16 protein-coding genes and 1 pseudogene are annotated in these 25,831 nt (G+C 49.2%); 1 reads left to right on the top strand and 16 read right to left on the bottom strand.

Annotated features, from left to right (window positions below):
- Positions 1–41 precede the first annotated feature (41 nt).
- The 9 genes and pseudogenes from ACX5K5_RS06820 to ACX5K5_RS06780 form a co-directional block, all read right to left on the bottom strand.
- Positions 42–1,046 (bottom strand): NYN domain-containing protein, encoded by a 1,005-nt coding sequence (locus ACX5K5_RS06820; protein WP_459175281.1) that lies wholly within the window; start codon positions 1,044–1,046, stop codon positions 42–44.
- Between the two features lie 122 nt (positions 1,047–1,168).
- Entirely contained in the window at positions 1,169–2,353 is a 1,185-nt protein-coding gene (wecB, locus tag ACX5K5_RS06815) for a non-hydrolyzing UDP-N-acetylglucosamine 2-epimerase (RefSeq protein ID WP_459175280.1), read from the bottom strand.
- A 29-nt stretch (positions 2,354–2,382) separates the two neighbouring features.
- Positions 2,383–3,615 (bottom strand): UDP-N-acetyl-D-mannosamine dehydrogenase, encoded by a 1,233-nt coding sequence (wecC, locus tag ACX5K5_RS06810; RefSeq protein WP_459175279.1) that lies wholly within the window; start codon positions 3,613–3,615, stop codon positions 2,383–2,385.
- Positions 3,616–3,746: 131 nt separating this feature from the next.
- Positions 3,747–5,492, bottom strand: a complete 1,746-nt coding sequence (locus ACX5K5_RS06805) for a glycosyltransferase family 4 protein (RefSeq protein WP_459175278.1) — start codon at positions 5,490–5,492, stop codon at positions 3,747–3,749.
- A gap of 9 nt (positions 5,493–5,501) precedes the next feature.
- Complete coding sequence (locus ACX5K5_RS06800; RefSeq protein ID WP_459175277.1) at positions 5,502–6,677, bottom strand: glycosyltransferase family 4 protein; 1,176 nt, start codon at positions 6,675–6,677, stop codon at positions 5,502–5,504.
- 48 nt (positions 6,678–6,725) lie between these two features.
- Positions 6,726–8,222, bottom strand: a complete 1,497-nt coding sequence (locus ACX5K5_RS06795; RefSeq protein WP_459175276.1) for a glycosyltransferase family protein — start codon at positions 8,220–8,222, stop codon at positions 6,726–6,728.
- Between the two features lie 534 nt (positions 8,223–8,756).
- On the bottom strand, positions 8,757–12,818 hold the full coding sequence (locus ACX5K5_RS06790; protein WP_459175275.1) for a glycosyltransferase: 4,062 nt from the start codon (positions 12,816–12,818) through the stop codon (positions 8,757–8,759).
- 1,061 nt (positions 12,819–13,879) lie between these two features.
- Positions 13,880–14,413 carry a hypothetical protein gene (locus tag ACX5K5_RS06785; protein ID WP_459175274.1) on the bottom strand — a complete coding sequence of 178 codons (534 nt, stop codon included), beginning with the start codon at positions 14,411–14,413 and terminating at the stop codon, positions 13,880–13,882.
- 897 nt (positions 14,414–15,310) lie between these two features.
- A pseudogene (locus tag ACX5K5_RS06780) lies at positions 15,311–16,685 on the bottom strand (IS1380 family transposase).
- A 267-nt stretch (positions 16,686–16,952) separates the two neighbouring features.
- Between ACX5K5_RS06780 and ACX5K5_RS06775 the strand changes: the two are divergent.
- Positions 16,953–18,119, top strand: a complete 1,167-nt coding sequence (locus ACX5K5_RS06775; RefSeq protein WP_459175273.1) for a nucleotide sugar dehydrogenase — start codon at positions 16,953–16,955, stop codon at positions 18,117–18,119.
- A 356-nt stretch (positions 18,120–18,475) separates the two neighbouring features.
- Here ACX5K5_RS06775 and ACX5K5_RS06770 read toward each other — a convergent pair whose 3' ends face one another.
- From ACX5K5_RS06770 to ACX5K5_RS06740, 7 genes are all read right to left on the bottom strand, one after another.
- Positions 18,476–19,090 carry a hypothetical protein gene (locus ACX5K5_RS06770; RefSeq protein WP_459175272.1) on the bottom strand — a complete coding sequence of 205 codons (615 nt, stop codon included), beginning with the start codon at positions 19,088–19,090 and terminating at the stop codon, positions 18,476–18,478.
- 11 nt (positions 19,091–19,101) lie between these two features.
- A complete protein-coding gene (locus ACX5K5_RS06765) occupies positions 19,102–20,973 on the bottom strand; it encodes a glycosyltransferase family 2 protein (protein ID WP_459175271.1) in 1,872 nt (623 codons plus the stop codon).
- Position 20,974: 1 nt separating this feature from the next.
- Positions 20,975–21,394, bottom strand: coding sequence for a hypothetical protein (locus ACX5K5_RS06760; RefSeq protein ID WP_459175270.1), 420 nt, complete (start codon positions 21,392–21,394; stop codon positions 20,975–20,977).
- A gap of 5 nt (positions 21,395–21,399) precedes the next feature.
- Positions 21,400–21,912: an acyltransferase gene (locus ACX5K5_RS06755; protein ID WP_459175269.1), complete on the bottom strand. Its 513-nt coding sequence runs from the start codon at positions 21,910–21,912 to the stop codon at positions 21,400–21,402.
- Positions 21,913–22,047: 135 nt separating this feature from the next.
- On the bottom strand, positions 22,048–23,811 hold the full coding sequence (locus ACX5K5_RS06750) for a glycosyltransferase family protein (protein ID WP_459175268.1): 1,764 nt from the start codon (positions 23,809–23,811) through the stop codon (positions 22,048–22,050).
- Positions 23,811–24,446 (bottom strand): hypothetical protein, encoded by a 636-nt coding sequence (locus tag ACX5K5_RS06745; RefSeq protein WP_459175267.1) that lies wholly within the window; start codon positions 24,444–24,446, stop codon positions 23,811–23,813. The genes ACX5K5_RS06750 and ACX5K5_RS06745 overlap by 1 nt, the downstream gene beginning before the upstream one ends.
- Before the next feature lie 13 nt (positions 24,447–24,459).
- Positions 24,460–25,830 (bottom strand): glycosyltransferase family 2 protein, encoded by a 1,371-nt coding sequence (locus ACX5K5_RS06740; RefSeq protein WP_459175266.1) that lies wholly within the window; start codon positions 25,828–25,830, stop codon positions 24,460–24,462.
- Position 25,831 lies beyond the last annotated feature (1 nt).

The raw sequence follows: 25,831 nt of genomic DNA, 5'->3' as shown, positions 1-25,831 counted from the left end.
AGTCAGTGTTGGAAGCTTGATTCGTCAAAGCGATCATCTCGTCACATGATTTTATCGAGGTAATCCCAGAAGGCCCCACGAAGCGTCCGGCGAATCGTTTGCTGATCGGTTTTCCACTCCCCCAAAACCTGCGCGCAGTCTTTCAGCAAGGTGCGGTCGATCTCCGGCGGCAGCTGTGGCTTATCTGCCACGAGTTCAACGACTTCGGCTTGCGTGGTACTGGCCAACCAAGACTGAGCCACTTTGGCACCAATCTCTTCGGCTGCCGTGAGTTCCTTCTGTTCATAGGCCGCTTGTCCGTGGAATCCGGAACGCTCACTATCCGAGGAATACACCATTTCTGGTTGCGCCACCGGTTCGGCGCTCCGAACAGTCTGGGCTTTTTGCGCCAGCATTGCCGGTGTCGGAATACTAGGTTTAGGAGTTGCGGTGGGTTTCGCGATGGGGGCAGCGGCAACCAGTGCGGTTTTCGCGCAATTGTCCTTATCCCAATCAATAATCCGAGTAAACGAACTATCGATTATTGAGTCAGGCATGACTTCAATAGCGTCTGCCGTTAATGCTAGGTGCTCCGCTACCGAGGCGACGCCTAAGCGACTCTGATCCTTTTGCAACCCAAGCAAGACTACTTTCATTCCTAAATCTTGAGCTTCTTCTACGGCTTCAGCCAGATCATCATCACCTGAAACTAAGTAAGCGACGGATGCAGATCCATGACGGGCCACACCAACTAGATCTAAGGCCAAGCGAAGGTCAACGCCTTTTTGCTCGCCGTTATAGGAAATACGTCCCAGACGAACCTTAACACCCGGGATCAATCCAATGCGCTTATGCTGCTCGGTAAAAAGACCGTCTTTCGACGCGTCATACCAATAGACACGTAAGTTATTAAGCCCTGTATTTTTCTTGACGGTTTGTACTATCCCGCGAACTAGCGACTCATAATGTGTCGTAAAAGCTGAGCGTAAGGTTGTCCCTGCAACCATGTGCCCGCCTAAAGATAATAAGAACCCAGCATCAACAAATATGGCAGTTTGATTCATCATACTTTCGATACTAGTCAGTGCAGCACAAAGTTTCCTGCACCACAGGTGGACTTCACAGACGCAGACGCACTTTAAAACCAGAAGGGCTAGGACAAATTGTCCTAGCCCTTCAAAAAGATGCTTTAGATGCTTGTTGCGCGCATCATGTCATCAGCGTCAGAGAGTCGCGAATCAAACTCTTCGATACGCTTTCCTACGCCGAGAAGCTCCGCAATAGCGGCCACAGTACGTTCGGAGGCCTTGCCGTCACCATATGGATTGACGGCGGTAGCCATCTCTTCATATGCGGCGGAGTCATTGAGCAGTTCCGATACCGAATCAAAGATCCGCTGTTCGTCGGTACCGATCAGACGTACAGTACCCGCGGTCACGGCTTCTGGACGTTCGGTATTCAAACGCATCACCAGTACAGGCTTGCCCAAGCTCGGTGCCTCTTCTTGCACTCCACCAGAGTCGGTCAGGACCAAGGTCGAAGCATCAATGATACGGGTGAATTCACCGTAGGCCAGTGGCTCGGTCAGCGTGATGTTTACAATTCCATCAATTTCCGGCAGCAATGCTTCGCGCACAGCTGGGTTTCGATGCAACGGAAGAATGAACTGCACGTCCGGCTCAGCTATGGACAAGCGTGCAAGCGCACGTCCAATGCCGCGCATTGGTTCACCCTGGTTTTCACGACGATGAGTCGTCACCAGAACGATACGCTTACCGGAGTTCACAAGTTCTTCCAGCTGCGGATCGCTAAATGGAACCTTCTTCTCGACCACCGTGAGCAGAGCATCAATCACGGTGTTACCGGTGATTACGATGTCCTTGCTGTTGAAGGTTTCGCGCTCGAGGTTTCGCTTGCTCAACGAGGTTGGAGCTAAGTGAACACTCGCAATCTGGCTGGTGAGCTTGCGGTTGGCCTCTTCCGGGAACGGAGAGAAGATGTCGTAGCTACGCAGACCTGCCTCGGCGTGCACTACCGGGATTCCTCGGTAGAAGGCTGCAATAGCACCTGCCGTGGAGGTAGTGGTGTCGCCTTGGACGACAACGGCGTCCGGCTTTTCCTTCTCAAAGATCTCATCTAAGCCGGCAATGGTCTTGGTCAACAAGCCATTGAGGGTCTGGCGAGGCTGAATCACGTCAAGATCATAGTCCGGAGTAATTCCGAACAATTCATTGACCTGATCCAGCATCTCGCGGTGCTGTCCAGTAACGACAACTACGCAATCGAAAATTTCAGCCTCTTTCAAGGCCTTGACGATCGGAGCAACCTTGATGGCCTCCGGACGAGTGCCATAGATCGGCATGATCTTTTTCATTTAAATATACCCTGTCAGGTGGAGAGTAATTAGCGCCAAAGACCGCGGGTGTCAATGACTTCCTTGCCAGCGAGTGTGGTTGCTGGCACCGCCTTGAACTGGTCGTGGTCTACCAGCAAGGTGATAACGTTTGCAGCTTCCAAAGCTTCATCCATTGGAGTCAAAACCAAGTTGGAGATGCCATCAAGCTTCTTAGGCAACGCGTCAACGTGTGGTTCGACCGCAAGGAATTCAACAGTTGGATTGGCCAAGGCAAGCTTACGAGCAATTTCGATTGATGGCGACTCGCGCATGTCATCAATATTCGCCTTGAAAGCAAGACCCATTACGGCCACCTTGCCGTTGAAGGTATCGAGCTTCGTAGCTGCCTCGACCTTTTCGATGACCCAATTCGGCTTGGCATCGTTGGTGTTACGTGCCATACGAATCAAGTTTGATTCTTCAGGAGCTGCTGACACGATGAACCACGGATCAACTGCGATGCAGTGTCCACCAACGCCTGGGCCAGGCTGCAGGATGTTCACACGTGGGTGACGGTTAGCCAGGGAAATCAATTCCCAAACGTCAATATCAAGCTTGTCGGAGATGACCGAGAGCTCGTTGGCGAAAGCGATGTTTACGTCGCGGTAGGAGTTCTCAACCAACTTAGCCATCTCGGCGGTCTTTGCGTCTGTGGTCAAGATTGCTGCCTGGCAGAAAGTCTCGTAAAGAGCTTTTGCCTTTTCCGCAGCTTCCGGAGTGATGCCGCCAACGATGCGGTCGTTGGTGACCAGCTCTTCCATTACATAGCCGGGAAGCACGCGCTCTGGGCAGTGTGCAACTAAGAGACTATCGGTGGTGAGGTCCGGGCGCTTAGCAAGCAGGTATTCTGCTAGGTGCTGGGTAGCTCCCGGAGGAGAAGTCGACTCCAAAATAACGAGCTCGCCACCCTTGAGCTTAGGCGCGATACCGTCTGCAGCTGCCTCGATGTAGGAGAGGTCCGCGGTGTAGTCAGCGTTGAATGGGGTAGGAACCGCAACGATGTACGCTTCTGCTTCTGGGGTTTCAAAGCTTGCGCTCAGCGTGCCTGCTTCAACGGCAGCTGCGACAAAGTCGCCCAGGGCTGGTTCCACAAATGGAACCTCGCCCTTGTTGACCGCTTCAACTGTACGAGGGGTAACGTCTACACCCTTTACGATGATTCCCTTGGATGCGAGGATTGCGGCGGTAGGCAATCCAATGTATCCCAAACCAATGACTGCAACTTCTTTAATGCTGTTCACTAAAGTGGCTTTCCTTCTGGTGCGAGTGTAATTCTAAAATCTGAAGCTTGCTACTGATCATATATCGCTGCTTTCCCCCAAGGCGACCAGTAAACCTTATCGCAGGTCGCTGCTGTTAGTAAGGAGGTGGATCACCTCGGTTTATTTATTACCAACCGGTAGACGCGATCTAACTTCTTGGCATTTTGCGACCACGTGCGTGTTTTAAGTACGAGCTCCCTACCTGAATCGCCCATGGCGGCTACCTTTTCCGGGCTCTTCATCAAGTGATCTATGCTGCTCGCCCATTGATCAACATCACTCGACTCCACTAAGTAACCCGTGACGCCATCTTCAATCAGTTCTCCGAGGGCGGGCAAGTCGGAGGCAAGAACCGGAACACGGGAAGCAAGCGCTTCGACTGGTTTCAGCGGTGTCACGGCACGCGTCACCGCGCTGTCCTTGCGCGGCACGACGAACACGTTTAATGCTGCGTGATATAAATGTGCTTTTTCACGAGGTACACGGCCCGTGAATTCACAGAATTGCGAAATTCCTAGTTCGGCCGCAAGACGTACGAGATTTTCTCTGTCCGTACCGTCGCCAACAATGAGTAATTTAAGTTTCTTGTTTTTCGGTTGCAGTGTAGCCACCGCACGAAGAACTGTATCTAGCCCTTCGTAGGGAACGAGACTGCTGACGGTGCCGACATAAAAAGCCTGAATATCCAAACCAAGTTCATGCCGAGCCGTAGAACGGCCTACTGGCTCATTGAGAAATTCATCGCCAATCCCGTTGGGCAAAATTTCAATTTTATCTGCTTCTACACCCACCGACGTGAGATTTTCTTTCATCTGATCACCCAGAGTGATCACGTAGTCAGCACTATTGGCTACATACGCTTCGCGTTCGCGAAAGAGTTTGTAACGCTCGGAATTTTCAGCCGATTCCGGCCTAGTCGAGAGCCAGGTATCTGCTAGCTGACCGCGAACTTCATATACCCAAGGAATGCCAGTGGCGTCCGAGACTGCTTTGACTGCAAGAGCATTGGAAAAATCTGTCGTGGTGTGGAGGATTTGAGGTCGGTCGCGAATAACCTTCGCCAGTATCTCCTCCGCTTGCTGTTGAACTCGCCCAGACAAGTCATATTTTGCTCGAGCTGGAATTAAGCGTTCGTACACTACAGGTCCGACTTGATCCGACGAATTCGCTTGGAATACACCGATATTTAGTGGGTAGTTCACTCTCGTGCAGGCATGTACTTTCCAGCCTTCACCAACCAGCGCTGACAATGTGGACTGAGTTCGCTGCGCATAACCACTGCCCGTGTGAGGCAGCGAATTCGTCGCTAAGAAAACAACTGATGCTGGCCCTTCATTACCTGTAGCAGAAAGCCGCGTAGCCGGCAGCTTCGGTTCAGCTCCAGAATAGACTTGATATTCAGAAACGTAATGCCGCTTTTGCCTGTTTGGGGGTATTTTTTCAAGCAAGGCAATTGCCTCACTCATGTTGCCTAAGCCCCATTGCAATCGTGCTCTAGCACGAACCGTGTTTGGAGATGACTTTGCGTGCTCCAACAATCCGCTGGCAGTATTCCATTCCCCACTGGCGATGCAGAGATTCGCTAGGAACACTGCGCCACGTTTTGAACCCGATTCTTCTAACCAAAGCTGGCAGGTTTTTTGTAACTGAATGCTATCGTCACGAATCATTGCAGAGAACGCAGATGCAACACCGTTGTTTTTTCCCAACGAGAGCACTTTGTCCAGGAGTTTAACCGGGACTCGATTTTTGAACTTTCTTGCTACTTGAAGGGCGAAGTAGCTTGGGTCGTCGGCCAGATTCGAAGCGACCAAGAATCCGGTATTCGTAAGGTTTGATAATAACTGGGTATTCAAAATACTGTCCTAGCTCTTGCCTTCGCGGCTTACGACGTCGATTAACAGCTTGGCGTAGGTTCGGGCAGCATCACGCAGTGACGCGTTTTTTTTGACCCAATGTGAACCATGGTTGTTGGTCTTCAATGTGTCCGGGTTAGCCGCCAAGTTCGTTAAATATTCGACAAGCGCTGGGACACTCTGACCAACAACTTCTCCGGATTCAGCAGCGGTAATTATCCCGGCGGCTTCGCCGCGTACCATTCCGGTAATATGACGGTCTAAATACAGCAATTCATAGAGTTTCGAAGGTACCGTGTGTTCAAAGCTGGGCCAGTCCGGCCGAAGCGAAACGACGCAGGTGTCGGCCCAAGCATAATTTTCAAGTACTAGCTCTCCGTACACCGGTTCTCTGAAATCAACATTTGCTTCGAGCTCGTCAGCGAGTTCTACCAAACGCCGTTTCTCAGTACCGTTGCCTACTATTCTTACGGAAACCTTGTTGCCAAGAATACTAGCTGCCTGAATGAGTGTTTCTAGGCCTTGGCTTAGGCCAATGTTTCCAAGATAGAGCACTCGAATAGCGCCGGTTCTGGGCTCCTTGACAATGGAGACTTCGGGCCGCTCAGTATCCACGCCATTAGCTATCGTCGCAACATTTTTGACACCATCGAGCCGCATCTTGATGGCAAAACCGCGGGTCACCGTCACCAGCAGATCACTTCGTTTCACGAGATACGCAAGCGCGTGAGACACGATTGGTTCCGGCCAGCGCCACTTCAAAACCTGGGATTCTCTCAAAAGATCAGGCCACGCATCACGTAAATCCACGACAAGAGGAACACCGCGGACTTTGCTGATTGCATATCCAACAATGAGTGTCGGTAACGCCGGCACAGTTGCAATCACGACATCAGGTCGAGTGGCTTGTAATGCTGCAGGCAAACTCAATACTGCGTCCACGCCATGTTTGAGCACTTTACCGACCATGGTTTTGGACTTACTCAGCGATTTATAACGTCTAACGTGAATACTTTGGTTGTCCATGGAGAATGTAGCTCCCTGAACAGAATTCCCCCGAGGTTGAGGGGTGACTACAGTGATCTCATTGCCTAGTTTGGTTAGTTCATCTGCGATGACCGACCAACGTCGTTGTGGAGGAGATACTTCAGGCGAAAACGAATGAGTCAGCAACATGATTTTCATCTACTGCGTACTCCTTGGTCTTCGACTAAAAATTCGCACACAAGACCTTTAGAAAAAAAGATGCTTGTCATTGCGTCCAAACCATTGAATCTTACCAGTCGCAGTGAGTTCAGCGTCGCTGAGTCCCCAAGTGTGCGCTTTTCCGTCGCCGCTACGCATTTGCATGAAGTTAAACCGGTCACTTGAGTAGATCGTTCCGCCTCCGTCGATCACGTCGCGCAAGAATTGGGTATCTTCTCCCCTGCTTCTCGAAGCAAAGGGTGTGTTCTTGAAAATAGATGCGTGTCCTAGCATCGTTGGCCCCATGACCAGATTCGTAAATCGGTGCTCTCGTTCAGCGAACCTCAATAGGGTCGCATCCGAATCTGCAAGGTACATGAAGTGAGCTTGTTTACCGACAACTGAGGCACCGCTGTAGCGCAGTGCCGACACCTGATCAAAGAGGTAATTCTGGCCATAAAGATCGTCGTCATCCATTTTGGTGATGAAGTCACCACTTGCCTCCGCGACAGCTGCGTTCAAGCAGTCGCCCAACGACAGCTCAGATGATAATTCAAGAATCTTATAATCTTTAAGCTTCGCTTCCACAGCTTTTTTCTCAAATTCTTCTTGATCAATGCTGAAGCCGTGTGTGACCAGAATAAGCTCGGTATCGACATTGATCTGAGATGCGACGGTAGAAAGAATGTGGTCTATCTGGTGCGGGCGGATCGTTGAAACCACTGCGGTCACCTTGGGACGCGTAGTCATCGAGTCAGCGGAACGCTCAGTCTGGGGTAACCCAACTAATGCTTCTACTTCTCGGGCTCGATGTGCATATGTGTGTTCGGTCCAGACGCGCCGTTGCCCCAGGTGCACCATCCGGTCACGCAGTTCGGGGCTCTGGACGATGCTGCGAATCGCGTTAGCAGCATCTTCACGGGTTGAGACTTCTAAGACCTCGGAGGAGTCAAAGAAATTACTGATGGCGGCACTGGGAGCCGATATAACTGCACTGCCCGCGGCGGTAATTTCAAAGATCCGGCGTGCACACATGCTCGGTGAATCCACGACGGAATTCACGTTGAGAAAAACGTTGTAGTACTTATATGCCGATAGCATCCGGTCATAGTCCAAAGAGCCAACCACATACTGGTTATATGGCGCGGGGAACTGATACTTCTCATCTCCCCCGTGTTGGCGGGAGAAAATATCCACTCCGTGAGGGAGTTTGTCGGAAACGTCCGCGGCGCCGCCAAGCACAATCTCCATTTGTTCACGACGCTCCGGAAATTTGTGGGCAAAATACATCCCAGCAAAAGCCACGTCGCGACGCTCTTGGGTTAGTGGACGTACTGGATTGTGGAATGCTGGTTGGGCCGCGAAGCTCAACGTGGCCACGTTATCGTGACCTAATTCGCGCCTGTAATCCACAATTTTTCGCTCATCAGAAGTCAACACGAAATCAAAAAGTCGCGCGCAATCCAGGAAGTCTTCGAAGTGTGGCGGATCTTCCTTGTTCCAGAAAACCGCAGGGATTTCTTTCGCTTTGAAGGCAGTGACCATGTCAACTAATGCGGGTCTTGGCGCACTCGTGCCCGTGAGGTGATATTGCCAGGCCTTGCCATTACCTGCCCACGCGGATTCAACGAACAGCAAATCAAACTCTATCGACTCAAGGTGAACTTGCCAGTTCGTGGGAGTGATGAACGTGCAATCCCATTCTGGGCCCCAGGCCCTAGCACTAAAGTCGTCCAGGATGACTGCAACTTTTAGCGGCGTTGCAGAGCCCCATGCTGATTCAAAAGTTACCGCCGGCAGCTGAAGACCCAGAGTCTTTTCAACATCAGTTTGGAAGCTGTGGCTAAAACCGCCAGTCCGAGATTCGTAACTACTGCGTCGGTACCATTCCTGGAATTGCCGCGGGCCACCTTGTCTAAGGTGCCACAGGGCTTTTCGAAACTCACCTATTGCAATTTTCACTTCTCAACTCACTCTAAAATACTCGCAGGCAGGAATTATCAATATTACAGCGCGGTGCGCCCCCTGCTCTATTCGAGCCTGAGGCGCACCGCGCTAACTTGAACTTGTTTCAGAGAACTACTCAGATTCTATGGCTCTTACTAGCTCAGCCATAATCTTCTTGGCATCGTAGTTTTCAATCGTAAATTTTCGGGCTTCTTCAACGGAGAGGTCGAGCTGATCCTGGTTCGAAACGATGTCGACCACCCGATTGGCAGCGAGTTCGGTATCCGTGAATAGCCATTCTTTCGGGTAAAGCCATTCGGAACCTGGCCATGCCAAACCAACGGGCAACGCTCTTGAAGCTGCTCCATCAGCCAGCGTGAAGTGGAATGACTCAAAATCGCTGGTGGATACTGCGATGCCAATTTGCTGATACCACTGTGCCATATCGTCGCCTTGCGGGTCGAAGCTGACCGCGCCTTGAAGAAGAGGAGATTCATTGATTCGAGCGTACTGAGCATCGTAGAATGCCATTTCCTCGGCCCTTGCCGCCATCCACGGATAGTCCTCTGGCCGCTTGCCCTTCACCCGCAAGGTGAATCGTTCGTCCTTTGCACGTAACTCTTCCAACAAGTCGAGTACGAGATCAAAGCGCTTCATTTGCGGGACCATTCCGACAAAGCCCAAGACAAACTTGGCGTCTTCACTCTTTGGCAGATCGAGTTTTCGAGTATCTACCGAATTGGGGATGACACAAGTCTTATCTTCTGGAATACCGAATTTTTGTATCGCCATTCCGCGGATCAGTTCGCTTACGAAGATGATACGGTCCACGTTCTTGAACTTGACCTTGTGCGGATAGTCAGTGAACAACTCCTGAGAGTGGAATCGGGTGACTAAGCGCTGACCTGGTTTGACATGCTTTGAGTACCATGCCAGATTTCCCAAAGACCATTCGCAAAACACAATGTTGGCGTCTTCAAGTAGTTGAGAGCTCAGCTCGCTGTCATGCTGGGCATGGCCTGCCCACTGATCTACGTTCAGCTTGTGGCCTTGGCCTTCGACAGTCTTCATAAGCTGACCAGCAAATTTAAGGTCATGGCCAGCAATCAGAACGTTGTGATCGCCCGCGGTGTAGCGCGTCTCCTCCGGAGCGAGAACACCATTCTGTTCTTCCACTACGTTGAACGGACGGCGCAGACGCAGATGGATTTGGCGCGAAGGATCCTTCGCCTGTTCCATCTTCAGCAGCGGTGAATTCGCAGATGGCTCATCCTTCAGCCATAGCGGCAGGCCACGGACGTTGAGATCCAGTTCGGAGGCTTCAACACTTGCAGCTCCCCCGTACTGGTAGGCGATCAGCAAATCTTCTAAGAGGTGAGAGTCGCCTAGAACCTCTTGGACGCGTGAAACAGAAACCTCGGCCGTTCGAGAAGTCTCAGAAAATACAACTCGTATTCCGTGGACAATCAGCATATCGATGGCCCCAGAATTTTCTTCCGTCTGCGCCACATATACTTCGCTCGGACGAACAGTGGATGCCAGAATCTTTTCTGCAACACCCTCGTCCAGCTTCTCAAGTTCCAGGCCTAGAGTTGGCAGAGTTGGAATTTCAACTGCAATTCCAGCCATACGAAGCGCGAGCGCGAGGCGGTGATGGGCCAAATGCTTTTGGAAGGTGACGCGCATTGGCGCCCAAGCATCCATGACACGATCCGCTTCGCTTTGCATCCACAGCGACGTGATCAGCTCAGATTCTTCACGGTTGCGAACTACCGGCACGGTACCGTCAAACATCCAGGTAACACCGAAGCTCTTACCGCTGATAAGCGGGGTACCGCATGCTGCAATTTCAAAGACACGACGTGAGAACATGGTCGGTGAACCGTTGACCGAGTTGACGTTGACGTGAACTGGGTGGGACTTGTAGGCCTCTACCATTTCGTCATAGGTCAGTCCACCTTGAACAAACGGCTGGAGTGCTGCCGGGAACTTATATGGTGATTCCGCGTTATCGGCTTGGCGATCATAGATGGTCAGCCCCTGCTTGCGGGCACCTTCAAGGATCGCACGCAGTTCTTGTGAGCGTTCCGCATACCGTTCGCCGTAGTAGGATCCGCCGTAGGCTACCGAATGGGAATATGGACGGCTTGAACCCATTGGGTTATGGATTTCTGCTTGCGCCCAGAATGGAAGGCTGCCCAGGGCGCGCATGTATCCACCGCGGTTCTCCCAATAGTCTTCAAGGCAATTCGCGTCCGTGGTCAAGACGACATCGAAGAGCTTCGCTGTACGGCGGAACCGGTTGAAGTGAACAGGATCTTCCTTGTTCCAGAAAATGGTAGGAATACCATTCTTACGGCAGTACTTTGTCAACGCGTCAAGATCCGAGCACTGGTCATCCTCGTAGTAGCCGACCTTGCGAGTCCAAGTCTCGGAATTTCCTGCCCAGGCAGACTCAACAAACAGCACGTCTACCTGCTGAGCCGAAAGAATTTGCCGCCAGTTCTCAGGTGTCGGCGCAACGAGATTCACTTCACGCTTGAGCGTGGAAGTGGTGAATTCATCCGCAATGATTGCCATACGGATGTCCTTGAGCTTTTTAGCTGCACCAGTACGATTTTGCACTGTTCGTACTCGCTCAGTGAAGGTCTTCGCAACTAAAGGCCAGGTCCGGGTTTCTACCGTCCATTGGCGAGCCCTTCGACCAATATTCTGACCAAGTTTCGGATCAAGCGCCAGCTTAGTGATCTGCTCTGTTAACGAGTCCACGTTATCGGCTTCAAAGAGCAAACCGCGCTTTGAGTCAGTTCCGAGCAAAGTAGCAATAGGAGAGACATCCGAGCCAATAACAGGCCGGCCAGCGGCCATAGCTTCAATTGGTTTCAGAGGCGAGACGAGTTCGGTCACGATATTGGATTTACGAGGGCAGACTACTGCGTCGAAGATCGCTAGGAAGTCATTAATCTTGTCATTCGGAACGCGTCCGGTAAATCGAATGCGTTCTTCAAGACCTAGCTCCGCTACTTGCTGCTTCAACGAGGGCAAAGCGTTGCCGTCACCGACAATCAATGCGCCTACATGATTAAACTCTTCAGGTAGCCCTGCGATGGAGTCAACAAGAAGGTCTAGTCCTTCGTAGTTGACGAGGCTGCCCGCGTAACCAAGCAGGAATTCTCCCGCTCGTTTCTGAGCCACAACTGAGGAACGCTCAGCAGGCAACGGCACATACTGGAAAATATTTGCAGCGTTAGGCAGGATAGAAATATTCGCCTCGGTCGCACCTCGTGCTACCAGTTCTTCGCGGACCTCTTCAGTGATTGCGAAAACCTGGTCAGCTTCGTTCGCTACGAGTGCTTCAAGATTGCGCGCAAGTTCAAAGCGCTCGGAATTTAACCAGGTATTGTTGTCCGATGCCGCGGTAATTTCCCACAGGCCGCGGACCTCGTAAATGAATGGAATTCCAAGGCGGCGCGCAGCAATGAGTGCTGGAAGTGCAGTGATGTGATTCGAAGCCGAAACGATGACCGCAGGGCGGTTCATCATTGCCTCACGCACATAGATGTCAGCCGCAAGCTGGATGAACTTGTCCAAAGGATCGTTGCGTAGAGAAACTCCAGGATTAAAGTGTGTCTTGACTCCTTGGAAGTCGCGTATGAGACGCTTCTGCGATGGAGCCTTCTTGGTTACCTTCGAATCCCATGGATAGCCCGGACGCGCAGCAATAAAAAGATCCATACCTGCGTCAATAACAGCCTTGGTAAGGCCAGTCGTGCGGGTCGAGTATCCGTTGCTGTTGAACTCACCGGTGCTGTGTGCGCAGTACATCACTTTGTCCGGCTGCGGAATGTACGCTGGTGACTTGGTTTTTGGTGGCACATTCGGCAAATTCTCGAGGATTCGAGCCTGACCCAGAATCTGGCCATGCAGGGGCCCGAAACTGTCACGACCGTCGTCTCGCGTAGTGAGCTCTTCCAATCCCGTCGCAGGAATGGAGATTTTACCTTCATCACGATATTGGGCAGTATATTCATCAACTTCGCGTTGGATCGATTTGAGGATAGTGCCTGCCGGGTCATCCGTTTTTGCGGCCAAAATATTGTCATTATTCGACGCGGTAGTTTGTGGGACAAGTCCGGCGGTCGACTCAGATACCGAAGGTGAAGCGACTGGCTGACGTGCAAATGAGTTTTTCATTCCACGCACAGCTTTCACAACTGGGTGGCTTTTTAAGTTCTCGTACGCAGATTTGAACTTTTCCGCACGTTCATGTTCATTGGAGAGTTTCTTTTTGAGAATAGCTGCCTCTTGGCTAAACTGCTGACGCTCTGTCTTTGCACGGGCAAGATCACGATCGAGTCTGGCAACTAGTCCCTCGAGTTTTACAATGTGTGAACTAAGCGAATCATTTTTTCGTTTCAGTTTAGAGGCTTGCAACTTGTACGTAGCCAAGTCGTGCAACAATCTGCCGTCAAAATCGCTGTCGTGATTCTTATATTCTTGCTGGATATTAAAAATCTCTGCACGCGATGCGATAGATTGGGCGGTCTTGCGGTTCGATTGTTTCAACGAAGAAACTCCCTATGCTCTGAATTCTTATCTCGGGATAATTCTAACTGTTCGATGGGTTTAGCTGAATTCCTCGCCGACGGACAAACGCATCTTAGACGGGCAGTCCTCCCCGGTCGTATTTCATTGCACGATTTCCTTGAGTGATTGCCGATTCGTTGACAACTTCAAAATCGGGAAAGTACGTAGTTGAGGCGAAATCGCAGTTCTGTAAGTTGAGTACGTGGCTCAGGGACTTACTAATGTTCGCAAGAACCTAGTTGACCAACGCTAGGAGTGATGCGGTATATCTAACGGGGACGAATTTGAAGCGCATCGGGTGCGAATACCGGGATCATACGAATTAATGGACGAGGGTATTATTGTGCACACGAAACCTACGAGCGTGTTGAATAGTCTGCACCGAGTAATACATTCAAAAGCCGAACCAAGGTTTTCTTCAAAAACCGTGACATGAATCACGTAGTGCAACGTGAAGGATGCCCGGTTTCTCGAGGAACCTCCGCGTCAGGAAAGAGCATGTTCAGACTCATGGAACATTATTTGGTTTTTCGCCGACTCGACGCCGTGATGTAAGACTCCCACCGAGTTTCTAAGAGATAGCAGTCGCTACTTATGGGGATAGCCAATACGGAATTTCCAGGAACAGTAGTCGAAAGGCACTCCGCTTTCGATATTCTTCTGGTGCGTTAAGCATCGTAACCAAGGGTTTTCATAAGGTTCTTCCAATGGATCACACGTATTTCGACCGAATCTACGAAATGATGATCCATAGCGTTTGGGATGAACCTCGGGTGCGCTAAACCATTGTCGGCAACCACATCGTGATTAATGTCAAAATAGGTCGCACCAGATTCATGGGTAGCTTTTTTAAGTAATTCGTTAAAATGCAGTGTTAGTTTGTGGCGTTCGATATCTGATTCATAGTCGGCTCTAATTCGATGAATAATTTCTTGTTTCTTATCCAACTCAACGTCAGAAACGCGCTCTGTCACGACATTGGCAACATCGGCGATTGACTTTCTTGTGTCATAGATGAGAACAGGTATGTTAGCGCCTTTAACTAAGAAATTAACTTCCGGAAACTCTTTTACAAATTTTGCTATTACGATGGCATAAGACGTGACAACTTCATTTAAATAATCTATCGGCTTGCCAGTGTCCCCCTTAACGTACTTCCTATAAGGAGTGCCAAGTTCAACGTCTACCTGTCCGAGATTCATGACGCACACATCGGGGCTCGATTTTTGAAGCCATTCAGTTAGCGATTCACGAAATTGAAGTGTCGAATTCATCCGGCCGACTCCAGCAACGGTGGCACCGTTTACCGGATGAACTTCTGATCGTAGATCACGGACCAGAGGGTAGATGACTCTCACACCAGGGGTGATGCCAAAATTACTTTGTATGGGAATCTCCGACTGCCAATACTTTCATAGCTAAAACCTTTCTGAATTATTGCTGTGAAATAATATTCATGACCGATACGACCTGAAATCACAACTTGCGTTACAGCTGGTAATTTGAAATGGAATGTGAACCGATTAAATTCTTGCCAGCGCATCGAGGCCACTCGTGGTTAACATGATTTCGACCCATTTGCATAATACAGGATCTCATTGAATAATTTTCAGGGCCACAACAAGGACTCCAAAGCACTACAAGAAAATCAGAGTTTGGGATCACTCCAGTAAGCAATCTCATCTAAGAATTGTTCAATAATTTGATTTTGCATCGAGATACTGCAGGAGAATGCCTGCACCGGGTCAATTCGCACCACCAGCGACGCACCTTCTATAAATTTCGTGAACCCTAAAAGAACCCAGATTGACTCGTTCGCTTTTCACACTCTTATATCCGCACCAATCTGCACCAAGATCACCTGCGCGCTGGCTCGGAATATCCCTGGAAGCGTTTCTAACGCTTAACCCAGATTTTTTCATGAGTCCTCTGACCGCCACCGAAATCCACTACCATTGAATTCCCGGCGGCCGTTCATGATTCACCGACGCGCAATGCCAGACTCCACCTACCTGGACTATAAAGACCTTTCAAAACCAGAGAAACAAAGAAACCACCATTTCAGGTAGCCAGCTGGCCGTGCCGTCACCCCTGGTACATCACGTCAACACCCTCTTTCTGTTGACGTAACAGCCGCGCTGCTGGCGCTGCCTGCCACTATAGACAATCGTCCCGGCCATCGAAAACAACCGGTACCGCCACCGCTTCAAATCCCAAAACGAAGCCTCATGACCAACGGGAAGCACGGCCAGCTGCAGCCATGCGACCAGGTTCACCGCGAACATTGCAAGGTCAGCCAAAACCTGGTTCGCGGAAAAAGACCAATTCGACAGCTTCCCCAACCCGGCATTCTTCAAGGCTTTGACCCTGTTCTCGCACCGGCCACGTGCCCGGTGCCTTGCATCGAGAAATGCCGTGTTGAACCACGGAGCATTGGTCAAGAACGCCCTCACCCGGTTCAAGCCGGTATCGAACAGGTTCGCTTTCGTCCTAGGATGCAATGGCTCAGCACGCAAATAGATCCTTGTTCCTGGCAGGTAACTATTCAGCTCGATCACCTTGCTCGCGTCGATGACCCACGCGTTATCACGATGGCCACCGTCGGCGGTGAGTGCGGGTTCCTAGTACTTCTTCTGATCGATCCGCCGGATTAACCGCTCCTTGAGCAGCGGTAACGAATACAAAGTGAAGAATTGGATCCCCAGAGAATCCAGGTAGTGCAAAAACACCCGCGAAGATCCTGCGCTATCAGTGCGGACCAGGATCTTCTCACCACACAGGTTCCCGTGTTCGTCGTAGAAATCATCAGGAAGTTGGGCCAATGATTGGGCGAGCACTTCGATATGGGAAACGGCTGAGTTCGCGCCCCGGTTTCCCGGGCGCAACTGCACGGCCAACACTTCGCCGGTTCCATTTGTCTTGCCGTAGTCGGCCATGGCGATCATGGGTGAGGACCCATATCCGCCTTTATTGGTGCCAGCGCTGTTCTCATTATCGGAATGGACGTGCGCCAGGGAGGCATCATTGTCGATGACCATCGGGTTGGCTGGCATGGCCAGTTTGGCTGGATTCCGTGACCCGGCCGCGGCCCAGAGTTTGGAGCGCAGGCTGCGGGTTATAGTGACGAATCCATGCTCGAAAGCTTCTGGTTGTTCCTTGATCCGGCTCATGAATCGGCTGATTGCGGCATCCGACGCTACGGGGCCGAAGAGTTCTGGTGCGGCTCTTAGCTGGTCGATGTCTGTGGCTTGATCGCCGCCGGCCGCCAAGGACATGGCGAGTGCGCCAAGAATTTTTTCCTGGCCGATGGGTCGCGGTGGTTGGTACGAAATGGCTGAAGCGGTCCTCGCAGAGCCGGCGGAAGTCCAATGCATTCAGGAAACTGGCCAGCACCGACAGGCCGGCGTGGGAGACCAAGGTTTGACCGGTGAGTTGGGTAGGGATGGCAGAGAAAACATGAGTAGAATGGCTCATCGAAAAGATGATCCTTTGAACGGGTATTTTAAAGCTTCAATAAATCCTGTTTTCCCTATTCAGGTCACTTTTTCAACTTTTAAGTCAGTCAATGATTACCGGCCTTCATGAAATACCCGGGTTAGTCAGGTACACACGAAAACTTCTTTATCGCTAAGTCTCCAATTGCAAACGCTACATTCAGTCAGGTTGGCGAGTAAGCACATTTTGATTGAAACGGTATGGCAGGAGACAATAAAAGAGTTCGATTAAGAGAGAGATGGATTCATGAAAATAGCAGTCGTAGGAACGGGCTATGTTGGCATGTCGATCGCGGCCTTGCTGGCACGACACCACGAGGTCATTGCTTTAGATATCAATGAGGAACGCGTCAACCTCGTCAATCAAAAACTTTCGCCAATAGTCGACGAACACTTAACGAAGTACCTCTCACAAGAGTCGCTCAAGCTCAGCGCAACGACGGATTCGTCTTTGGCTTACGGGAGTGCAGCGTTCGTAATTGTTGCCACTCCTACCAACTATGACGCAGAAACAAACCATTTCGACACTTCGTCAGTTGAATCGGTCATCTCCGACGCCATCAGCGTAAATCCAAACGTCACAGTCGTCATCAAGTCAACGGTTCCTGTTGGATTCACAAGTGAACTGCAGAAAAATCATCCTGAAACCAAAATTATATTTTCACCGGAATTCCTGCGCGAGGGGCAGGCTCTCTACGATAACTTGCACCCATCACGAATTGTCGTTGGCGATCGTGGCAACCACGGTAAGGAATTTGCGGATCTTCTGCTAAAAGGTAGCTTGGAACAAAATGTTCCTATTCTGTTGACTGACCCGACCGAAGCTGAAGCAATTAAGCTTTTCTCAAATACATACTTAGCCCTTCGGGTCGCGTACTTTAACGAACTAGATACCTACGCCACGTCCCGCGGGCTCGATTCAGCGCAAATCATCAACGGTGTCGGGTTGGACCCACGTATTGGAAGCCACTACAACAACCCGTCATTCGGGTATGGTGGCTACTGCCTGCCAAAGGACACCAAACAACTCCTCGCTAACTACGACGAAGTTCCGCAGAATCTGATCTCAGCCATAGTTGATGCTAATAGAACTCGTAAAGATTTCATAGCAAACGATATTCTCTCGCGAAATCCCAAAACGGTAGGTATCTATCGTTTAGTTATGAAAGAAGGTTCCGATAACTTCAGGCAATCCGCAATTCAGTGCGTAATGAAAAGAATTAAAGCGAAAGGTATTGAAGTGATCGTTTACGAACCAACCTTAGACGCTGATGAATTCTTCCATTCGCGTGTTTCCAAAGATTTTGACAACTTCGTGATGGAATCTGACGTTATCATCGCCAACCGCCAATCTTCGGACCTAGACTCAGTTTCTGACAAGGTATACACGCGAGATATTTACGGTCGAGACTAGACGTCTCGCCACAATATGTTGAATCTCACTACTAATGTTTGATGGTATGCGTTAAAATCCTTCGGGTGCTAGTGATGCAGCCTCATATTCTTGGATATTCGCAGACGGCAATTCCGAGTCTCCAAAACTAATACGGTGAGAATAGTGCCTAGCGGGATTGAAATAGCTAAGCAACGGCTATCGGGTCAAAGCACTAGGTTAAAGCAGCGAGTTTACTCGAAACCATACCCAAGTAAATGTGCAGGCGCACACCCGCGACTGCCTTACATACTAGGGTGAGGGAGCCGAAGAGTCGATAAACGTTAGGGTGTGGCTGCTTTATAGCCACACCCTAACGTATTTATCCGAATTCAAATTCAGGAGAAATGAATCAACTCAATACCGATCGATTGAAATAGCGCTTGGAGCGATATAACTTCTTGTTGCTCGATATGAGCTGATAGATAAATTCTTCCCAGAGGTAAATCTCCACTTGCTAAGAGCGCCGCCGCGATAATCGGTCGGAAGAAATATTTATGATCAAGCACGTCGCTAAATATAAATGCACTCGAAGCGACCTGCATACGGCCCGGCTTTCGGAGGAATCCTTCATTCAATCCGTATGGGAGAACTTCAACTTCTAGACACTCCGCAGGTGCGACTCCGCCATCATAATTAATTATGAATCCATCGTTGCCTAGTTTCACAAGCTTCGGAACCAAATTGATACCCTGCGGACGTATGCGAACTGGAAAGCTGTCGTCTTCCATCGCACTCGACAATTCCGGCGTTATTGATTCCGGAAACACAATAGCTCCGCTTGCCCAAGTTCCAAATACAAGATAGCCAGCTAATGCCACATACTCAGATGGCAGATGGTGTGGCGTAGCATCGACAATAAATCTATCCGTCGGCGCGTATCCATCATATTCATCGAAGGTAGCTTGCAATACGATGGAGGACTGGGATCCAATATCTCGGGATATGATCAATTGCTAACTCCTTAAGTTTGTCCAAGCAGTACAAATTTAACCGAGCTTTGCAATCTATTGAATACCAAGTCGGATTCCTGCTTATCGCGAGTCAAAAAAATCTTCAAGTCTTCGCAAGATTCATCGTGTTTGCGCTGAATCCCACTCGAATAACACATCGTATCCAGAGTTCCCAGATCAGGATCCTCGACATCCTTATCTACAAATATTGCTGAATAGGGGGTCCATTGAATGCGGTCGACGATCCACCTTAGTGCATCGATCGCCCACCCCTGCCCAAGAACTGGGGTGACTTTTACATTGTTTCGCATGTCGACACGAGTGAACTCACAACCATAGCTAAACAATCTCAGCAGGTCTTCGACGGTCGCATTACGCAATAGGCTTTCGCTGAAAATGTACTTTCCGTCAATCGATACGGTGGAAATCGTAAGATCACCTTCCAACGGAACCCCATCCAAAAGCGCAATATTCTCGCCAGCGACTTGAACGGAAATTTCTGAGTCGCTTGCAATCAAAAATGGCCAGAACAGATCGGAGTCTATTACCGAAGCCATGGAAAGTTCATCGTTATTAACAACCGCAAGTACATCATCCTCAAGAAAATACGCTTCATTAGCAAGGGTGTGTTCAAGACAGTTCTTTTCAGCTATAGCTACGAATGAGTCCCGCGTCAGAGTTCGTTCTTGCTCAAATCTAGTAACGATTGTGGCAAACGTAGCGCGTTCAAACATACATCCGCGCAATTTTCTACTTGCGTCCAAAAGTAACGTGTCGGATTTCTCGTTTTTGCCGTGCAGGCCGTCAGCAATAACCAGCCTGGTCATACCGCCCATCACATCCAGCATCTTTTCGAGATAGTTCCGTGCAATGACCTTAACGCCTGAAAGTGGCAAAACATAACGCCCTCGGCAAGAGCCAAGCAAGCTAGTTAAGCTACCATCAGATTCAGGGCACAAGCGGATTCTGCTATCTGGCAAGGAACCCAATTCATTAGCGAAATGTTCAGGAACTATGATCTCAAAAGAAGAAACTGTCTGAAGCCGCAACATCTGTATTAGATCGTGGTTCGCTTTCAACCCATCGGTAAAAACAATGCTTACGATTGGTAAAGGTACCTCCTCGCTGTGCAGCCAGACGGTTCGGTTACGTGAGACGGTCGCATCTTCGGAATATATTCTACGATTAGTATTGACTGAACGTGTCGCGTTTATATCATTTTTGAGTACTACGGAAGTTGGAGTATGCCACATGTGATAGATTCGAGCTAATTTTTCTTCAACCCACACCATACGCAACCCCATTCGACGCGCTCGCAGGGCGAAATCCATATCTTCCCGACCGTACGTCGTCATGCGTTCATCTAGCCCTCTCAACTGCCGGAATCCAGCTTGAGAGATTGCCATCATACCGCCTACGCCCCATCGAGGTCGCAGTGAAGAAACCGATTCTAAGTGCGGCCAATCGATTTGCTGACTCGACAAATCGTCGATAGTAACGCTTTCAGGTAGATCTCGACATTGCAGGAACATAGCGCTTTCCCCTGAAGAACGCCACCATTGATATACCGTTTCAAGGGTTTTTGGAGCGAATAGCATATCTGCATCAGTGCTGATGTAAAGATCGCCAGCTGCTAGTGCGAAGCCTGCATTCAAAGCTCGGGACCTGGACCAAACTGGCGCGTCAGTTACTTGCGCCAACTTTAGCTGCAAACGCTCAGCAATTTCGATTGCGATCGTGGGATCTGACGACCCATAGTCAACAAGAATAATTTCGCCAGATTGGTTGCCGAATGAATTTTGTATGCTCTTCACTGCTACATTAAGCCTATTAGCGCCCCAATCACGGAAACCAATCACCACAGACATATCCAAATGGGTCATATTAAATTATCCGTCCCGGAACCACAAATTGTTTGAATGGGACAGGAAGATCCCATTCTCTAGAAAATAGCTCAAGCGCCATAGATGTGACATTAACAGCAGAAATTCCTGCCAGTTTTTTCCATTCAATACAAGATACTTCCAACGTCTTAATGGCAGGATCTAAGGCGAAAGTTTTTCCGAAAAATGTAGCATCTACTTGAATTTGGTGAACGTATTCAAATGAGGAATTTAAACTCGATGACCAATTTAACTCTTCGAATTTTTGATCATCCGTGTATTGGGCACCGACTCGCTTTACCGTGAAGATAAATTGTCTATCAGCCACATTACCGCTAAATGAGGAAATGATTCTTGCTCTGGTAGCGTCTTGAGGAATGTCAAATTGCATTACTGGTTCTCGATCAATTACTTTAAACATATTTGTTAGCCCTCGATGGAGCGAAGTACTCGAGCCGGGATTCCAGCTACTACTGTGTTTTCAGGGACAGAATTCACGACGATCGATCCAGCCGCGACGACAGCGCCGGCGCCAATAGTTACTCCACCTAAAATCACGACGCTAGCGCCTATCCAAACACCATCTTCAACTACAATATCTTCAGTCTTGCCGGCTCCCGCCCGATGACCGGAATCTCCCAAGTGATGCGAATCCGAAATGATCTTGACAAATGGTCCGATAGATACGCCATTACCAATTCGAACCCGTGAGCGTATGTAAGCGTCGCGGTTAATAAACACACGAGAACCAATCTGCATGGGACCAAGAAGCTCGGTTCCACGCAGAATCCTTGTCCGGTCACCGATTTCGATGGGGGTGCTAGCAGTGGCGGACATTGTCACCCCGTTACCGATGCGACAGTGCTCCCCCACGGTCACGAATTCGGGACGCCTAAACGCAGGACGGCCGGCAGGATCTTGCTTGTTCTTATGATCCATAAGAAACCTGACTGTTCGTTCAAGTTCTCTAATCCGAACTTCAAGTGCTTCTACCGCCGTCGTGTCCTGCACAGGGCCACCTTATTCTTCTCTAGTTAATTTACAAGCGACGAGTCGCCCATAATAGTCAAAGGATCAAAAAACAATCTTCTCATACAAGGGTGCCTCCCAATCGACTGGTCCAAACGCTTGTTGCGCTTCTTCAATACGACCATTTATCAAGTCCCACCATGCTTGCAGGACGCGGTCCTGATCTAAACATTTCAGCCCCTGGAATGCGCTTACTCGCTGCTCGCGTACCTGATGATTTCTTGCCTCTAAGATTGACCGGGCTGCTGTTTCCAAGTCGTCAAATATAAACTCGTCAGGCCACAAAGTTTCAATTCCCGGCCACCTACGCGCAATCGGAAGTGCACCCGATGCTATGCCCTCTGCCAAGGCTACATGGGAACCTTCCAGATCGGATGTCGAAAGAATGACACCGATTTGTTGGTACCAAGACGCCATATCACGGCCTGGCTGATCGAAGTGAACTGCATTCCGAAGTAACGGGTTAGATTCAATTCGATGCAGAACACTGCCCCACTGCTCTGCTTGCATTGGTTGTTTATGCCAATTGATATGCTCAGAAGGCAGATTTCCTCTCACTCGCAGAACATACCGAAGGTCGTCTCTTCGAAGTCGTTCGAGTAGATCAATTGCAAGGTCGAGCCTCTTCAGATCCGGTGTTATGCCGACGATTCCCAGAGTAAATTCTGATCCCTCAAGTTTAGGACGATGGAAATATCGTGAATTAACATAATTCGGTATGTAGACCATTTTTTCACTAGGCCAACCGAAATTCTGTACCAACGCACGACCTACCCACGGCACGATTACCACTCCCCCAAAATATCGATCCATATCAATTTTGCGCGGAAAATCGACAGTTACTTCGTATCGGTGAGCACGAACGATAAGGCGTTTGTCTTTTTTTGCCTTTTCCTGAATCCAGAAATTATTGGGTCTAGCCCATTCGCCTATAATAACGTCCGAATTCTCTAAGATCTTAGTTGAATGAGCAACATCCGGTGGAGCGCTGAGATGCTCCCATTCGTCCAGAATAATCCTTGACGCCGAATTTCGAGCTAAATCTCGACTTAGTTCATCAATAAACGTAAGTTTAGTTCCTAGAATTCCAATCTCGATTGGATCTCCCGATAACTTTCCAGGTACTAAGATTTCTGAAATAACTGCGCTATTTGCAGATTCAGAAGCAGCCGAAGGCAGCGCGTTTGTCTGCTCTCCTTTGCCCGTAGGTCCCTGCATGGAGTCACTACTTCGGAATTCTTCAAATTCCCAGCTCATACCGGAATAATTTAGAGATTTTAGTTCATGTTGAAACTTCGACTTCTCGAATCGCCATATATTGTCGCCTGATTCATCGATATCGTTGATCGCGTTCGAAAAATGCGCAGGACCAAGTACTCGGACATCAGCCCGAAAATGCTTGAGCTCCGATTCGATCACTCGTCTTGATAGATCACTATCAGTCAAGATTATTGTGTCGACATCAACATTTTGCGCTAGACCCTTCGCCCAAACATCCGTATATGCACCCCAGCCTGATCGAGACGTAGGAATAACGATAAGAGCAAAGACACATCCTGGATTATTCGAAAATCCTTTTCGAGCAGATTTAAGTGCATGCACGTCTTCACAAAAAACTACTAAACGGCCTCTCGCAGGTACTAGAACGGATGATTCCAGCACTTCTTGTCGTGGAAACATCATCAGCTCGCATGAATTAGCTTCTAATGCCCTAAAGAGCGAAGTCTTAAAACGGTCTAAGCTTCTATTTGGAGGCTTGTTCTCCGAATAAACAAATATCGAATATTTAGATGATTGATCATGGGTCATTATTCGCCCTCAAAAACGACGACTATACCGGCAAGTTTGCAAAGATTTCGGATTAATAGCTTATCAATTTCCGAAGTCGAGGGTATGCAAATGGACCGTGCTAGAAATTCATCTGCGAAAAGTACGCCAACGGCAGCCGCAACTTGAGCACTTGAACTATGCTTCTCGTGTAGCCATGCATTTGAAGCGACAATGGCTTCTTTAATTCCCCAGAGTACCCCGCTGTAGCGCTCACTAGGAATCAAAGTCAAGTTAGTCACGTCACGTTCTGGCGTGACGTTCGCAAAAGCTGCCTGGAGATTGATCTTTAAAGTCGTCGCTCTAATCTTGGTGTCAAATTCGTCAGCTACCTCGGGTGCCAAGTCCAATTCTGGATTCGCACTTTTGCCAATCCCAACGAGTGTTTGAACCTGCTCAACGAAAATATTCGAAACTTCACCATTAACTTGAATGCGTTCCAACCGCCTATTCCCAAAGAGTAGAGCTCCAGCGATGAGAGTCTTGAGAGGGCTCAGGTCAGTCGGAGCCGCATCGAACATTAATGATTCAAGTTTGGGTACAAGTTCTTCGCCCTCAGAAACGGCGAGAAGTTCAAAGCCATTAGTTCCTTGGAGCGAAACATTCTTAATTAGCAATTTTCTTTACCCTTCAAGCAGTCTTATTGATAGCGTCACTACGAAGGTCGATTTTCGTAATTTCTCGCACTTTGTCAGTTGTTCCGCTCACAAAGATTCTGCAGTCGAGAGCCTCATCGCCGAATAACGTTCTTTTGATTCCATCTGCAGCCTCTAGAGAATGTAGTGGAATAATGCCACCAATAACTTCACCGCTGTCTTCCGTGGTGGAAAAACGTTGCTTGGTTACAGAAATCTGCTGATCAGTCCAGTCTTGGGCACGTCCAACCGCAAGTACTAGTACATCAGTATTCTCAAAGAACCCATCTTGATGACCGTGAATTGACGACAAAGCGTACTCTGTTATCAGATCCTGCGAGGATTTTTTAGAAAACGGTTTAGGAATTTCGATGCCGTTTAGTATTTCTTCAATCTCGGAGTTTTCCCGAACTCGAACGCTAACACGGTTCGTTTGCACCCCTGCTCCGCATTTTGCAAAGTATTCTTCCCAATTCATGTTTGCCGCGTCTAATACTTCGAGCCGCTGCAAACTTTCCTGGATTTCGGGATCTTGCCTGGCGATGACAATGAATCCACTTCTCTTTACTAGGTGATCAGGTAAGAATCCGAGATACTTAGTCTCCCAGTTCGTTTTGTCAACCGGTCCCCAATCCCTACGCGCTGCTTTAGAAAGTTCTTGGATGCTTTGAGCGGTAAAGGCGCGCTTCAAAAAACTGAGATTCATTTGCGCAACGTATTTCTGCCCTTGGCCACCTTGATTTGTAATGCGTCCGCTGTGTACACGACGTAGCAGGCAAATTACGCCGCTATGCTTAAAACGGACTCCAGAGCGTAGCATTCTAAAAGTGATATTATTGTCTACAGCACTCTCAATTCCCTCGTCATATCGAAAAGTTTTTAAAAGTTCTGTACGAACAAGCCAAGTCGAATGCCCTGGTGCGAATCCGCTCATAAGCGCCGGACCGTATCCGTAATTTCGTCCGTGGTGAAGTTGCAATTCAGCAGTTTCATCATCAAAATTGATAAATGCCCCGTATATAAAGTCCACCGAATCATTGACAAATTTAAGCTGTTCTTCTAAACGGTTCGGCAACATAATGTCGTCGTCATCGTGAACCGCAGTCCACTCACCACGTGAATTTTGTGCACCAATATTTCGTGCCGCTGAGATGCCTTCGCCTTTACCTCGAACATAAATGAGTCTGGAATCGTCAATACTTTTGACAACCTGCTCAGTGTTATCAGTTGATCCATCGTCTACAATGATCAACTCAAAATCTTCAAAAGTCTGATTGAGTACTGAATGAATGCCAACCTTCAACAATTCGCTTCGGTTTCTAGTAGCAATAACAACGCTCACCAAAGGCGTTTCTGATGAAATCAAA

Source organism: Glutamicibacter bergerei, from assembly GCF_054495185.1.
Note: the sequence above shows the minus strand (reverse complement) of the source record. Positions and strands in the feature narration are given on the sequence as shown.

Coding starts and splice junctions, on each gene's coding strand:
- ACX5K5_RS06790 (WP_459175275.1), bottom strand. CDS start 12,818: ATGAAAAACTCATTTGCACGTCAGCCAGTCGCTTCACCTTCGGTATCT.
- wecB (WP_459175280.1), bottom strand. CDS start 2,353: ATGAAAAAGATCATGCCGATCTATGGCACTCGTCCGGAGGCCATCAAG.
- ACX5K5_RS06760 (WP_459175270.1), bottom strand. CDS start 21,394: ATGTTTAAAGTAATTGATCGAGAACCAGTAATGCAATTTGACATTCCT.
- ACX5K5_RS06750 (WP_459175268.1), bottom strand. CDS start 23,811: ATGACCCATGATCAATCATCTAAATATTCGATATTTGTTTATTCGGAG.
- ACX5K5_RS06775 (WP_459175273.1), top strand. CDS start 16,953: ATGAAAATAGCAGTCGTAGGAACGGGCTATGTTGGCATGTCGATCGCG.
- ACX5K5_RS06795 (WP_459175276.1), bottom strand. CDS start 8,222: ATGGTCACTGCCTTCAAAGCGAAAGAAATCCCTGCGGTTTTCTGGAAC.
- ACX5K5_RS06820 (WP_459175281.1), bottom strand. CDS start 1,046: ATGATGAATCAAACTGCCATATTTGTTGATGCTGGGTTCTTATTATCT.
- ACX5K5_RS06800 (WP_459175277.1), bottom strand. CDS start 6,677: ATGAAAATCATGTTGCTGACTCATTCGTTTTCGCCTGAAGTATCTCCT.
- ACX5K5_RS06765 (WP_459175271.1), bottom strand. CDS start 20,973: ATGACCCATTTGGATATGTCTGTGGTGATTGGTTTCCGTGATTGGGGC.
- ACX5K5_RS06755 (WP_459175269.1), bottom strand. CDS start 21,912: ATGGATCATAAGAACAAGCAAGATCCTGCCGGCCGTCCTGCGTTTAGG.
- ACX5K5_RS06785 (WP_459175274.1), bottom strand. CDS start 14,413: ATGAATCTCGGACAGGTAGACGTTGAACTTGGCACTCCTTATAGGAAG.